This window comes from Bradyrhizobium frederickii, from assembly GCF_004570865.1.
GTDB classification, from domain to species: Bacteria; Pseudomonadota; Alphaproteobacteria; order Rhizobiales; family Xanthobacteraceae; genus Bradyrhizobium; species Bradyrhizobium frederickii.
On sequence record NZ_SPQS01000004.1, the window covers coordinates 25,050 to 39,078 of the forward strand.

12 protein-coding genes are annotated in these 14,029 nt (G+C 66.1%); 10 read left to right on the forward strand and 2 right to left on the reverse strand.

Annotation, left to right across the window (positions count from 1 at the left end; all coding sequences use genetic code 11):
* Window positions 1–67: 67 nt before the first annotated feature.
* From E4K64_RS07880 to E4K64_RS07890, 3 genes are all read left to right on the forward strand, one after another.
* Window positions 68–580, forward strand: coding sequence for a FecR family protein (locus E4K64_RS07880; protein WP_235884584.1), 513 nt, complete (start codon window positions 68–70; stop codon window positions 578–580).
* A gap of 104 nt (window positions 581–684) precedes the next feature.
* Window positions 685–1,539, forward strand: a complete 855-nt coding sequence (locus tag E4K64_RS07885) for a tetratricopeptide repeat protein (RefSeq protein WP_235884639.1) — start codon at window positions 685–687, stop codon at window positions 1,537–1,539.
* A 234-nt stretch (window positions 1,540–1,773) separates the two neighbouring features.
* Window positions 1,774–5,490: a tetratricopeptide repeat protein gene (locus E4K64_RS07890; RefSeq protein ID WP_167771875.1), complete on the forward strand. Its 3,717-nt coding sequence runs from the start codon at window positions 1,774–1,776 to the stop codon at window positions 5,488–5,490.
* A gap of 154 nt (window positions 5,491–5,644) precedes the next feature.
* Here E4K64_RS07890 and fliP read toward each other — a convergent pair whose 3' ends face one another.
* Window positions 5,645–6,403 (reverse strand): flagellar type III secretion system pore protein FliP, encoded by a 759-nt coding sequence (gene fliP / locus E4K64_RS07895; protein WP_135163021.1) that lies wholly within the window; start codon window positions 6,401–6,403, stop codon window positions 5,645–5,647.
* Entirely contained in the window at window positions 6,400–7,365 is a 966-nt protein-coding gene (locus E4K64_RS07900) for a flagellar biosynthetic protein FliO (RefSeq protein WP_135163022.1), read from the reverse strand. The genes fliP and E4K64_RS07900 overlap by 4 nt, the downstream gene beginning before the upstream one ends.
* 352 nt (window positions 7,366–7,717) lie before the next feature.
* On the opposite strand from E4K64_RS07900, the gene flgB reads away from it, so the two are divergent.
* From flgB to cckA, 7 genes are all read left to right on the forward strand, one after another.
* Complete coding sequence (flgB, locus tag E4K64_RS07905) at window positions 7,718–8,122, forward strand: flagellar basal body rod protein FlgB (protein WP_135163023.1); 405 nt, start codon at window positions 7,718–7,720, stop codon at window positions 8,120–8,122.
* A gap of 40 nt (window positions 8,123–8,162) precedes the next feature.
* Entirely contained in the window at window positions 8,163–8,588 is a 426-nt protein-coding gene (gene flgC / locus E4K64_RS07910) for a flagellar basal body rod protein FlgC (protein WP_126260781.1), read from the forward strand.
* Between the two features lie 16 nt (window positions 8,589–8,604).
* Window positions 8,605–8,919, forward strand: coding sequence for a flagellar hook-basal body complex protein FliE (gene fliE / locus E4K64_RS07915; RefSeq protein WP_097658032.1), 315 nt, complete (start codon window positions 8,605–8,607; stop codon window positions 8,917–8,919).
* 173 nt (window positions 8,920–9,092) lie between these two features.
* The gene (fliQ, locus tag E4K64_RS07920; RefSeq protein WP_015684971.1) at window positions 9,093–9,356 is read left to right on the forward strand and encodes a flagellar biosynthesis protein FliQ; all 264 of its coding nucleotides are present in this window, start codon (window positions 9,093–9,095) and stop codon (window positions 9,354–9,356) included.
* Window positions 9,357–9,373: 17 nt separating this feature from the next.
* A complete protein-coding gene (gene fliR, locus E4K64_RS07925) occupies window positions 9,374–10,150 on the forward strand; it encodes a flagellar biosynthetic protein FliR (protein WP_135163024.1) in 777 nt (258 codons plus the stop codon).
* 4 nt (window positions 10,151–10,154) lie between these two features.
* Entirely contained in the window at window positions 10,155–11,234 is a 1,080-nt protein-coding gene (gene flhB, locus E4K64_RS07930) for a flagellar biosynthesis protein FlhB (protein ID WP_135163025.1), read from the forward strand.
* Window positions 11,235–11,387: 153 nt separating this feature from the next.
* Window positions 11,388–13,964: a cell cycle histidine kinase CckA gene (gene cckA, locus E4K64_RS07935; RefSeq protein WP_135163026.1), complete on the forward strand. Its 2,577-nt coding sequence runs from the start codon at window positions 11,388–11,390 to the stop codon at window positions 13,962–13,964.
* Window positions 13,965–14,029 lie beyond the last annotated feature (65 nt).

Below are 14,029 nucleotides of genomic sequence, written 5' to 3' on the forward strand. Positions count from 1 at the left end.
GGCTCGAGCGCAAATCGATTCCGCCAAGCCCGCCGTCGCTACCGCGTCACCGAAACCGATTGGGAAGGTGGTAACGGCCGCAGGCTCGGTCACCATCGAACATGCGGGCGCAGTGATCGTTCAGGCGAATGTGGCGAGTGACCCCGGCCGGGCCAACGCCGGTGACCCCGTATATCTTGGTGATGTGGTGCAGACCGGGGCCGACGGCCGAGTCGGCATCAATTTTACCGACGGCAGCTCGTTCAATTTATCGAGCAACGCCCGTATGGTGCTGGATCATTATGTATATGAACCGGCCGGCAAGTCCAATGCGAGCCTATTCAATCTCGCCAAGGGAACGTTCACTTTTGTTGCAGGCAGCGTCGCAAAGACAGGCGACATGAAGGTCGATACCCCTGTCGCCACGCTCGGGATCCGGGGCACGACGCCGCATATCGAGATTTCGGATGATGGGTCGGTCAGATTCTCTACCTTGATCGAAGAGGGCAACAGCAAGCTCCTGAAGAAGCCGCCGACATCCGCGGCGCCGGAGCCCGATCGAAGCGGCAATCGCAGGCTCAACATCTGTCGGGGATGCTGAGAAACCGGCCTGGCCCGAAGGCCGTCTTGATGCCGCAGCGCCGGCCGGGCAGAAATCAAGATTGGTGCTTCGCTCGCTGTCGGAGTGGGACGTTTGGTGTGGCAATGACCGCAAGAGCCGGTTTCATCAACGCGGTGATGCTCGTTCTTATTATTGTGCTGTCCAGTTCGTCTGGCTGGGCGCAGAAGCCGAAGAAGGGCAGCTCCCTCACGAGCATTGAACTGTGTAACAGCTCAGACCGCGTGTCACCCGAAGTTCGGATCGATGGCTGCACGGCGTTCATCGAAGCGGGCGAGGGAACGGTGAACGGCTTCGTTATCGCCTACAACAACAGGGGGAATGCCTATAGCGCTAAAGCCGACTACGAACGCGCGATCAAGGATTTCCTCGAGGCGACGAGGCTTGACCCGAACTATGCGAAAGCCTTCAACAACCTCGGCGTAGCCTATCTGAGAGCTGGCGCGAACGATCTAGCGATCGGCGCTCTTGAGGAGGCGCTCAAGCTCAACCCGAACTATGGCGCTGCCTATGCTAACCGCGCGGCAGCCTACTTGAAGACGAGCGCGTTCGACCGCGCAGCGCGGGACTATGACGAGGCAATTCGCCTTGATCCGAAGCTGGAGGCGGCGCGGAGCGGCCGCTGTTGGACCCGAGCCGTCCTTGGCGCTTTACAGGCTGCGCTGGAAGACTGCGATATTGTGCTTCGATCGGAAACAAACAACGCGGCAGCATACGACTCGCGAGCTCTTATAAATCTGAAAATGGGGCAATTCTCCGCGGCTATAGATGACTACAACTCAGCGCTGCGACTCGTGCCCAAGCTTGCCAGCGCGCTGTACGGCCGAGGGCTTGCCCGATTCAAGCTCGGCGACACAGACGGTGGCCATAGCGACATCTCCGCGGCTAAGAGGATCGATGCCGCAATTGACGAAGCCTTTGTCCGCTATGGGGTACCGTGAAGGGACTGACCATGCGCGACAGCACCGTCGTGCCGGCCTTAACAAGTCCTTAACCATCGGCGTCTCAAATTCAAATCCAGCGGATCCGTCGACGCTCGATGCGGCACGGCGTGCAGCCCCCAGAGCAAATCAAGATTTAGCATTAACAAGTCCTTAATTGGCGAGACCTACAGTCGAGGGCAGGGGCCGGCGCCAGGACCGGCGTCGACCGTCGAAACGGAAGAAATGCCGCCAATGGCGCGAGAGGCTGCCGCTGGATTTGTGTCGCGAGCCCGCGCTTTCGCGCCGGGCCTGTCGCGTCATGTCCGCGCGGCGGGCATGCTGGCGGTCTGCCTGCTGATCGGCCTCGGTGCGCCGGTCCGGGCGGCCGATCCCGTCAGGGGCGAGGCGACGTTTTCGGCCGGCGGCGGCTTTGCCCGCCTCGTCATCAAGCTCGGCGAGGACGTTCCCTCCGAGGTGGCGACCGCGGGCTCCATCCTCATCATCCGCTTCGACCGGCCCGTCGACGTTCCCGTCGACCGCGTGCCCGAAGGCGCCCCCGATTACATCAATTCCGCGCGCCGCGATCCCGATGGCACCGCCATCCGCCTGTCGCTGGCGCGGCGCGTCACGGTCAACACCATGAACGCCGGCGAGCGCACCTTCATCGACCTCTTGCCCGAGGGCTGGAAGGGGCCGCCGCCGAGCCTGCCGATGGACGTCGTCAAGGAACTCGCCGAGCGTGCGCGCATCGCCGAGCGCGCGCTGCGCGCCCAGCGCGCCGCGGCTGAGACCAAGAAGCGTCCGGCGATCCGCGTGCGTGCCTCGGTGCAGCCGACCTTCGTACGCTTCGTGTTCGAGATGCCCGACGGTGTCGGCGTCTCCTCCGTGCTCAACGAGCAGAAGCTCACGCTGGCTTTCAATGCCAACCTCAATTTCGATCTGGCGGACGCGGTCGTCGCGGCGCCGCCAAACGTTGCCTCGATCAAGCAGAAGGCCGACATCGACCAGACCCATGTCGAGATCGCGCTGATCGGCGATTCCGACGTGCATTCGTTCCGCGACGAGAAGAACTACATCGTCGACGTGTCTTTCCAGCCCGACAAGGGCAAGATTGCCGCGACGCCCGAGGCGGCGCTCACACAGATGAAGCCTGCAGGTCACGGACCTCAGCCGTCGCCCGACAAGCCGGCGGCCGAGAGGCCCAAGGACGCCCATCGCGAGATCGTGCCGCCGACCTCCGAGACGATCGCGCGCGAAGCCAAGATCGACGTGAAGCCGGAAGCGCCGGCGGCGACGCCGTCAGCCGAAGCGCCGAAACCGGCGCCGGCTCCCGCGACCGAGGCGGCGCGCGCTCCTGAGGCGGCCAAGGAGGTCGCGAAGGAAATTGCGAAACCGGTGCCCCCAGCTGCCGAAGCTGCGACCGTACCGGCCAGGCCCGCGCCGGCCGACGAGGCCGCAAAGGAGCCGGTCAAGGAAGCCGCCAAAGAAACTGTCAAGGAAACTGTCAAGCCTGCGCCGCAGCCCACGGTCGCCGGCGTCGATGCGCGTCGCGACAGCGACGGCTTGCGCGTGACGTTCCCGATTCAGGTTGCAACGGCCGCGGCCGCGTTCCGCCGCGGCGATACCGTCTGGCTGGTGTTCGATACGCTGAAGCCGATCGACGTCGAGGCGATCCGCGCCAAGGGCGGCGCGATGATCGGCGAGGTCGGGCGCGTCCCTCTCGACAAGGGGCAGGCGGTGCGCATTCGTCTCACCCGTCCGCTGGTCTACTCGCTGGCGAGCGAGGAGGTCGGCAAGGAGACCAACTGGCTCCTGACGCTGGCCGACAAGATCCAGTCGACGCCGCTGCCGCTGATGATATCGCGCAACATCACCGACCCCGCGCTTGCCAACATCGCGATCCCCTTCGCCAACCCGGGCCAGTTGCACAAGCTTACCGACCCCGACGCCGGCGACACGCTCTATGTCGTCACCGCGCAGCGGCCGGTGCGCGGCTTCATCAAGCGGCAGGACCTCGTCGATCTCTCGCTGCTGGAATCCGCGCACGGCATCGCGATCCGGCCGAACTCCGACGAGATCGGCGTCGAGGTCGGCGCCGACAAGGTGATTCTCGGCAAGAAGGGCGGATTGACGCTGTCGCCGGTCGACATCGCGGCCGAGCGGGCGCCGACCGCGGTGCGCCCGGTCTTCAGTCCCGAAGGCTGGCGCAGGGGCCAGTCGGAAAACTTCATGGCGCGCCAGAGCGAGCTGATGACGGCGATCGCGGCGGTCGAGCCGGCGCTACGCTCGCTGCCGCGGCTCGACCTCGCGCAGTTCTACATGTCGCGTGCGATGTATTACGAAGCCAAGGCCGTCACCGACGTCATGCTGGCCGATCCCCTCAACAAGGAGGAGAGCGGCGCGCTGATCATGCATGCGATCGCCAGCATCCTGATCGGCCGGCCGGCGCAGGGCCTGAAGGACCTCGCCAATCCCGTGATCGGCAACAGCCACGATTCCCAGCTCTGGAAGGCGCTCGCCTTCGCGCGCCAGGGCAAATGGGCGGACGCGCGCGAGAAGTTCAAGAACGTCGAATTCGCCATCGCCTCGCTGCCGCTCGACATCCAGCGCATCGTGACAATGGACGCGATGCGCGCGTCCCTCGAGGTGAAGGATTACGCCGGCGCTTCCAAGCGCCGCAGCGAGCTCGAAGTGGTCGGCGTCTCGCCCGAGGCCGCGCCCGGCTTCGCCGTGTTGCGCGGCCGGCTCGCCGAGGCGCTCGGCCACGACAAGGACGCGCTCGACGACTACAAGTTCGCAGCCGCCTCGGCCGACCGGCCGGCGGCGGCGGAAGCCAAGCAGCTCGAGATCGCGCTGCGGCAGAAGCGCGACGAGATCGGCAAGGAAGACGCGCTGCGCGAGCTCGAGACTCTGTCCATGACCTGGCGCGGCGACTCGATCGAGGTCAAGACGCTCCAGATGCTGTCGCGGATGTATGCCGAGAGCGGTCGCTACCGCGACGCGCTCACCGCGGCGCGCACCGCGACGAGGCTCCAGCCCAACGCGGAAGCCTCCCGCCAGGCGCAGGACCTCGCCTCCGAGCTGTTCACGCAGATCTTCCTGGGACCGAAAGGCGACGAGCTGCCGCCGGTCGAAGCGCTCGGCATGTTCTACGAGTTCCGCGAGCTGACGCCGATCGGCCGCCGCGGCGACGAGCTGATCCGCCGGCTCGCCGACCGTCTCGCCTCGATCGATCTGCTCGACCAGGCCGCCGAGCTCCTGCAATACCAGGTCGACCATCGCCTCGAAGGCGCCGCGCGTGCCCAGGTCGCCGCGCGCCTGGCCATGATCTATCTCGCCAACCGCAAGCCCGACATGGCGATCACCGCACTGCGTGCAAGCCGCATCAGCGATCTCTCCGGCGAACTCAGGCAGCAGCGCCTGCTGCTGGAAGCGCGCGCGCAGAGCGACGTCGGTCGTCACGATCTCGCGCTCGACATCGTCTCCAACGTCGCCGGGCGCGAAGTGCTCCGCCTGCGCTCCGACATTTTCTGGGCGGCCCGGCGCTGGCGCGAGGCCGCCGAGCAGATCGAGCTCTATTACGGCGAGCGCTTCCGCGACTTCAAGCCGCTCAACGCGGTGGAGAAGAGCGACATCATCCGCGCCGCCGTCGGCTATGCGCTCGCCGACGACTCGATCGGCCTGTCGCGCTTCCGCGAGAAATACGCGCCGCTTATGAGCGAGAGCGCCGACCGTCTCGCCTTCGACATCGCCAGCAAGCCGGCCGCGGCCTCCAGCGCCGAATTCGCCGAGATCGCCAAGCTCGCCGCCAGCGTCGACACGCTCGACGGCTTCCTGCGCGAGATGAAGCAGCGCTTCCCCGACGCCTCCGCCCGCGCACCAGCCCCACCCCACGCCAAGGACGAAGCCGAGCACACCGGCTCACTGCCCACGATTCCCGTGGTGCGGCAGATCAAGATGACGCGGTAGGCGCCCTCCGCGCGAAGCGCGGCCCGTGACGGCTCGACATTCTCCGCCATTGCGAGCGAGGCGAAGCAAGGGCTCCTCGCAATGACGCGGAGGGGCCGGAAGTGAATCCCGGTGGCGGAGAGGTTGCGGCGGCGACGTGGTGCCGAGCTCGCCGTCACCCCCCGTAGCTCTGCACCAGGCTTCCCGCCACCAGCGACCAGCCGTCGACCAGCACGAAGAAGATCAGCTTGAACGGCAGTGAGATCGTTGCCGGCGGCAGCATCATCATGCCCATCGACATCAGCACCGAGGCGACGACGAGGTCGATGATCAGGAAGGGCAGGAACAACAGGAAGCCGATCTCGAAGGCGCGCTTCAGCTCGGAGATCATGAAGGCGGGGACGAGGATGCGAAGCGCGAGGTCGTCGGGGGTGGCCGGCGCCGGTTCGCCCGACAGATCCAGAAACAGCCTGAGGTCCTTCTCCCGCACGTTCTTCTGCATGAAGCCGCGCAGCGGGACGGAGGCGCGCTGCAGCGCGTCCTCGACGCCGATCTGGTTGGCGACGAGCGGGCGGATGCCGTCGTCGTAGGATTTCTGCAGCACCGGGCCCATCACGAAGAAGGTGAGGAACATGGCCAGCGCGATGATCACCGAGTTCGGCGGCGCGGTCGCCGTACCCATCGCGGTGCGCAGCAGCGACAGCACGACCACGATGCGCGTGAACGACGTCATCATGATCAGGATCGACGGTGCGATCGACAGCACGGTGAGCAGCGCGATGAGCTGGATCGCGCGCTCGGTGACGCCGCCACCGCCAGCGCCGCCGCCGAGATTGATGCTGATGTCCTGCGCATGCGCAAGGCCTGCGAGCGAGGCCGCGACTAACAGGACAGAAAGGAAAACAACTCTACGCGGGAGGGACGGCAGCCTCACGAAGACGGCTTCGGACGGCCGAGCAGCGAGGCCATCTCGTCTTCGAGATTTTCAAAGCTGGTCTTTTCCGCAGCCGGCTTCGGCGGCGGGGCCGGCGGCGCCGCCGGCTCGCTGCGAGCCGCCCGCGGGGGAGCGGCCGGCGGCTCCGGCGCGACGGGCGGCGCGACCGTTTCGCCGGCGGGTCGGCGCAGCGCGGCCTCTAGCCGCTGTGCCATTTCCGCAAGGTTCTGCTCGGCGCTGGACGGGCCCGCGGCGGGTGCCGGCGGCGGAACGGGCGGAGCCGGCGGAGGAGGAGGCGGCGGTGCAGCGGCGCGCTCGGCCCGCACGGGCGGCATTTTCATCGGCTCGCTCTGGCGCGGCGGCCTCGGCATCAGCGGCGGCTCGCTGCGCGGAACGCGCGGCGGCAGCGGCTCGGGCCGCGGTTCGCGCTCGGGGCGCGGCGCGATCGCATCGGCCGTGAAGCCGGCCAGGGGATCGCTGCGGCGTTCGGCCAGCGCGGGGGCGGGCCGGCGCACCTCGTCGGCGAAGGACGGGCGCGAAGGCCGCGGCGGCGGCTCGGGCATTTGCGGCTCGGGATGATCGAGCAGCTCGGGCCGCGGCGCCTCGTCGGCCCAGCCGCCGGAATCCGGCATCGGGGCAAGGCGCGGCGGCTCGGCGGCGTTGGGACGCTGGGGGAGCTGATCGCGGCCATGTGCGGCACGAACGATGTTGGGCTCGACCACGATGTCGGTGGGACCGCCGATCATCAGGAGGTGCTCGACATTGTCACGCCGGACCAGCACCAGGCGGCGCCGGCCGTCGACCGCGGCGGCATCGATCACGGCAAGCCGGGGCATCCTGCCGCGCTGGGTGTTGGCGCCGAGCCGGCTGGTGGCGAATCGGCGAACCAGCCAGGCAGCGACGCCGATCAACGCCAGAACGACGATGAACGCGACGATGAAGGTGATAGGGCTGCCTTGCATACTAGTCCCCGACAAATGGCGCTGCTCTCGTGCCCATGGTCGGATACGCCAACCACCGGCCTACGATGCCCCAAACTGCGATTTCTTAACGTCCCACGGCAAGTTTTGCCGTCCCCAACTCTTAATAACCCATGAATCGCTCGATCCAAAACGACTTCTTGGGCTGTGCACGGCCCGCCAAACGGTTGGGTTAATGCTACTTTTGGCGGCGTCGGATCACGGGAGCGACGGAATCGTGTCCCGCTCGGGGACATCCGTCGAGGGTCCCTTAACCAGCTGTTAACCATACAGGCGGCAAATTCTGCCTAGCTGCGGACCTCGAGGTCCGTACCAGGCGGAAGGAGCCGCGACGATGTCCATCAACGACCTCCCGGTACTGTCGGCGCTTCGCACCAAGATGCAGTGGCACCAGGAACGCCAGCGCGTCCTGTCCGAGAACGTCTCCAATTCCGACACGCCCAAATTCCGGCCGCGCGACCTGGTCGAGCCGAAGCTCGACAAGAGCGGGGCCGTCACGGGCTCGATGGGCCCCCTCGCGCTGACCCGCACCAGTGGCTCGCACATGACGCCGTCAGGCGCAGCGTCCGGATTCGACCAGAACAAGAACGCGGGCTTCGAAACCCGCCCTGCCGGCAACGCCGTCAATCTCGAAGAGGAGATGATGAAGGCCGCCAGCAACCAGATGGACTACGCGGCGGCGACCTCGCTCTATTCGAAGAGCCTGCATCTGCTCAAGACCGCGATCGGCAAGGGCTAGCGGCATGATCCGGGAACAGAACAGCTAGGGGAAGCGCATCATGGCCAATGACAGCAGTGACTTTGCCCGCTCGATGGCGATCGCGACCTCCGGTCTGCGGGCGCAAGCCGGCCGCATGCGGGTGATCTCGGAAAACATCGCGAATGCGGATTCGACCGCGCAGACCCCCGGCGGCGACCCCTACCGGCGCAAGGTTCCGACCTTCTCCTCCGCGCTCGACCGCACGCTCGACGCGCAGGTCGTCACCCTCGGCAGGATCAAGCCCGACCAGTCGAACTTCCGCGTCAAATACGAGCCGAACAATCCGGTCGCGGACGCCAGCGGCAACGTCAAATACCCCAATGTGAACTCGGTGGTCGAGATGACCGACATGCGCGACGCGCAGCGGTCCTACGAGGCCAATCTCAACATCATCAGTGCGACGCGCCGGATGATCCAGCGCACGCTCGACATCCTCAAGAGCTGAACAGGACAATTGAGCCATGGCATCACCGACAATCGCCGCCAATGCTTACGCCAACCTCGCCCGGGTGCTCGAAAACAGCGGCGCCGGTGCCGGCAAAGGCAGCGAGGCCAGCGGGCAATCCTTTGCCTCGCTGCTGAAGGACGCCGTCGGCAGCGTCATGGAATCCGGCCGCAAGTCGGATGCGCAGACGGTCGCGATGGCCTCCGGCAAGGCCAACGTGATGGACGTGGTGACCGCGGTCGCCGACACCGACGTCGCGGTGTCCACGCTGGTGTCGGTCCGCGACCGCGTGATCGCGGCCTACGAAGACATCATGAAGATGCCGATCTGATTTGGGGGCAGGGTGCCCGCCAAGCGTCATTGCGAGCGCAGCGAAGCAATCCAGAATCTTTCCGTCGCACCACGCTGGATTGCTTCGTCGCAAGGGCTCCTCGCAATGACGGGGAGGGCCGGACAATCCTCTCCGGGACGGTGGGGATGAAACTTGAATAAGGAATTCTGCAAATGACCGGCCCCGAAACCCTCGACGTCGCGCGCGATGCCATCTGGACGATCGTGATTGTGTCCTCCCCCCTGATGGTGGTCGGTCTCGTGGTCGGCGTCATCGTGTCGCTGTTCCAGGCGCTGACGCAGATCCAGGAGCAGACCCTGATCTACGTGCCGAAGATCCTGGCCATCTTTGCCACGATGCTGCTGGCGCTGCCGTTCATGGCCGACGCGCTTCATTCCCACATGCTGCGGATCTCGTCGCGAATCATCGGCGGCTGAGGCAAGATGCAGCAATTATGCGCATCGACGTCTCGCTGCTGCCGGCGCTCGCCGCTTCCTTCATGCTCGCCTTCGCCCGGGTCGGCGCGATGGTGATGCTGCTGCCGGGGCTGGGCGAGACCAATATTCCGACGCGGATCAAATTGTCGATCGCGCTGCTGCTCACGCTGATCATCCTGCCGCTGCATCGCAACGCCTACCAGGTCGACATGGGCTCGCTGGCGCCGCTCCTGGTCCTGATGCTGCATGAGATCGCGATCGGCATCGTGCTGGGCGCGACGGCGCGCGTGACGCTGTCGGCGCTGCAGGTCGCAGGATCGGTGATCGCGCAGCAGATGGGGCTCGGTTTCGTCACCTCGGTCGATCCGACCCAGGGGCAGCAGGGCGTGCTGGTCGGCAACTTCCTGACCATGCTGGGGGTGACGCTGCTGTTTGCCACCGACAGCCATCACCTGGTGATCGCGGCGCTGAACGAAAGCTATACCATCTTCTCGCCGGGCGAGACCGTGTCGAGCGGCGACGTCGCCTCGCTGGCCACGCGTGCCTTTGCCGCCGCGTTTCGCCTGGGCTTGCAGCTCTCGGGGCCGTTTCTGGTGTTCGGCCTCGTCTTCAACATCGGCCTCGGCGTGCTGGCGCGGCTGATGCCGCAGATGCAGGTCTATTTCGTCGGCGTGCCGCTCTCGATCTTCGCGGGCTTCCTGGTGCTCGCCGTGGTGCTCACGGCGATGATGGGCACCTTTCTGGATTACTTCATCGGTGTCATGCACCAATTGATGCCGCTCAGGTCGCGATAGATCGATGGCAGAAGACAGCGATCCAGAGAGTCAAACAGAAGACCCGACGCAAAAACGTCTGGACGATGCGCTCGAGCGCGGCGACGTCGCCAAGAGCCAGGAGATCAACACCTGGTTCATGATGGCGGGCGGCACGCTCGTGGTGTCGACCTTCTCGGGCTCGGTGGGCAGCGGCTTGCTGACGCCGATGCGCAATTTGCTCGCCAATTCCTGGATGATCAAGACCGACGGCAAGGCCCTGCTCGCGCTGATGCAGCAGATCGAATTCGCCTTGCTGGCGGCGGTCGGCGTACCCCTGCTGATGCTGGTGCTGGCGGCGATCGCCGGCAACATGCTCCAGCACCGCCTGGTGTGGTCGGCCGAATCCCTCAAACCCAAATTCAGCAAGATCTCGCCCGGCGCCGGCTTCAAGCGCATCTTCGGCAAGCAGGCGGCGGCGAATTTCCTGAAAGGTCTCGGCAAGCTGATCGCGCTCGGCGTCGTCATGACCATGATCCTGTGGCCGGAGCGGCATCGCATGGAGGCGATGGTGAAGCTCGATCCGGCCGCCATGCTCGGCGCCAGCACCAGCATGACCATTCATCTGCTCGGCGCGGTGGTCGCAGCGCTCGCGGTCATCGCCATCGCCGATTATTTCTTCCAGTATCGCAGCTGGTTCCAGCGGCAGAAGATGTCGCTCCAGGAGATCAAGGAAGAGTTCAAGCAGTCCGAAGGCGATCCGCACATCAAGGGCAAGATCCGGCAATTGCGGCAGCAGCGCGCCAAGAAGCGCATGATGGCGGCGGTTCCCAAGGCCTCGGTGATCATCACCAACCCGACCCACTATTCGGTGGCGCTGTCCTACGAGCGCGGCATGTCGGCGCCGATCTGCGTCGCCAAGGGCGTCGACAACCTCGCCTTCAAGATCCGGGAGATCGCGCGCGAGCACGACATTCCGATCGTGGAGAACGTGCCGCTGGCCCGCGCGCTCTACGCCACCGTCGAGATCGACCAGGAAATCCCGACCGAGCACTACCACGCGGTAGCCGAAGTGATCGGCTACGTCATGCGGCTGAAACGCGGATTTGGCGCGGGGCGGGGATAAAACACCCGAAAAGTACCGGAAGTGGCCGTAATCTGGGAATCAGCGTACCTTTCGGCGCTGCTGCCCTTGCACCTCAGGGTCCGATTCAGGCAGGGAGGACCCCACGCGCCCGTGGCGCGTTGATTCTCTGCCGACAGGCCGCGCCAGCTTGAGATGACCGCCGAGACCGACCACGACCTCACACGCGAGCCCGTTGCGGCGCACGAGCCGTCGCCGCGGTCGGGCAGCATTGCGCTGGTGCTGCTGGTGGCCGCCGGCCTCGTCGCCGTCGCCGTCGGACTGATGACGCTCGGACGGGTGCAGGCGCAGCCCTATATCCTCGGTGTCCTCGCCGTGCTGGCGATGGTCGGCCTGTTCAACCTGTTCGCCTTCGCCGCCGGCATCGTCCGCTTCGCCGACCGCAATCTCGACGATCCCATCATTCGCCGCATCTCCGATCATGCCTTCGACGGGCTCGCGGTCACCGATGCCCGCGGCCACGTGGTCTATTCCAATGCCGCCTATCTGACGCTGACCGGTGCCAGCGGCCCGCAGGACGTGCGCCCGGTGGAACGCGTCTTCATCGGCAATCCCGATGTCTCCGAGGCCGTGTTCCGGCTGCTGAAGGCCGCGCGCGAGGGCAAGCGCCAGCAGGAGGAGGTGCGCATCTCCGGCCATGACGGCAGCCAGGGCCGCTGGCTGCGCATGCGCGTTCGCCCGCTCGGCACTGAAAAGCGCGAGGCCAAATACGCGGTATGGTCGATCGCCGACATCACCCGCGACCGCGAGCGCCAGGAGGACGTGTTCCAGGAGCTCCAGCACGCCATCGAATATCTCGATCACGCGCCGTGTGGCTTCTTCTCGGTCAATCCGGCCGGCGAGCTCGCTTATGTCAACGCGACGCTGGCGAACTGGCTCGACTACGACCTCGCCGAGATCGGTTCGGGCGGCCTCAAGCTGACCGATATCGTCTCCGGCGACGGCGCCTCGCTGCTGACGTCGATCGTGGCGGTGCCGGGCGAGGTGAAGACGGAAGTCTTCGACATCGACCTGCGCATGCGCACCGGCAAGACCATGCCGGTGCGGCTCTATCACAAGCTCGCCTTCGGCGCCGACGGCGCGCCGGGGCCCTCCCGCACGCTCGTCATCAGCCGCGCCCGCGACGAGCGCAGCGATCCCGACCGCGCCGCCGAAGTGCGCTTCATGCGCTTCTTCGACCATACGCCGATGGCGATCGCGACCGTCGACCGCGCCGGCAACGTCGTGCGCGCCAATGCCCGCTACGCCAAGCTCGGTCAGGCGCTGGGGCTCGACAGCGCCTCCAAGTCGATCTTCCGCGCGGTCAATGCGCGCGACCGCCACCTCCTGATCGCGGCCATCAACCAGGCCGCCGAAGGCCAGGCCGACATCGCGCCGGTCGAGGTGGCGCTGGAAGGGACCAAGGAACGCTGGGGCCAGTTCTTCGTCACGCCGGTCGATTCGGCCGAGAACGACGCGGAAACCGCCATCGTGCACATGCTCGAGACCACCGAGCGGCGCGCGCTGGAGAACCAGATCAACCAGTCGCAGAAGATGGAGACGGTCGGCCAGCTCGCCGGCGGCATCGCCCACGACTTCAACAACGTGCTGTCCGCCATCATGATGGCGAACGACTTCCTGCTGAACGCGCACAAGCCGACCGACCCGTCGTTCCAGGACATCATGCAGATCAAGCAGAACGCGACGCGTGCCGCGACCCTGGTGCGGCAGCTGCTCGCGTTCTCGCGGCGGCAGACGCTGCGGCCGCAGGTGCTCGATCTCGGCGACGCCTTGAGCGATCTCACCATGCTGCTGCGCCGGCTGATCGGCGAGAAGGTCAAGCTCGACCTCGTCCACGGCCGCGATCTCTGGCCGGTGAAGGTCGACGTCTCCCAGTTCGAGCAGGTGATCGTGAACCTCGCGGTGAACGCACGCGACGCCATGCCCGACGGCGGCAAGCTGATCATCCGTACCGCCAACGTCACCACCGAGGACGCGGGCAAGCTTGCCTACAAGGGCATGCCGGCGGCGGATTATGTCCGGATCGAGGTTGCCGACACCGGCACCGGCATCCCCGCCGACATCCGCGACAAGATCTTCGAGCCGTTCTTCTCGACCAAGGAAGTGGGCAAAGGCACCGGCCTCGGCCTGTCGACGGTCTACGGCATCGTCAAGCAGACCGGCGGCTTCATCTACGTGGACTCCGAGCCGGGGCAGGGCACCTCGTTCCACATCTTCCTGCCGCGCCATCATGCCGAGCCGGAGGTGCAGGTCGAGCAGCCGGCTGTCGCCAGCGCGACCAATGGCGCCGCGAAGGAAGCCGCCGCCGTCGAGGCCAAGCCGCGCACCGATCTTACGGGACAGGGCACCATCCTGCTGGTCGAGGACGAAGAGGGCCTGCGCGCGCTGAACGCCCGTGGCTTGCGCTCGCGCGGCTATACCGTGGTCGAGGCCGAGAACGGCGTCGAAGCCATGGAGATGCTGGAGGAGCAGAGCGGGGCGATCGATCTCGTCGTCTCCGACGTCGTCATGCCCGAGATGGACGGCCCGACGCTGCTGAAGGCGATGCGGGAGAAGAACCCCGACATCAAGTTCATCTTCGTCTCCGGCTACGCCGAGGACGCCTTCGAGAAGAGCCTGCCCGAAGGCCAGCAGTTCGACTTCCTGCCGAAACCGTTCACGCTCAGCCAGCTCGTGGCGGCGGTGAAGGAGACCATGACGAAGCAGGGGTGAGGGCGCGCTCTCGGCGCGCATCCCCACCCCCGCCGGTAACTGGTGACCACGGTTCCCTTCCACGG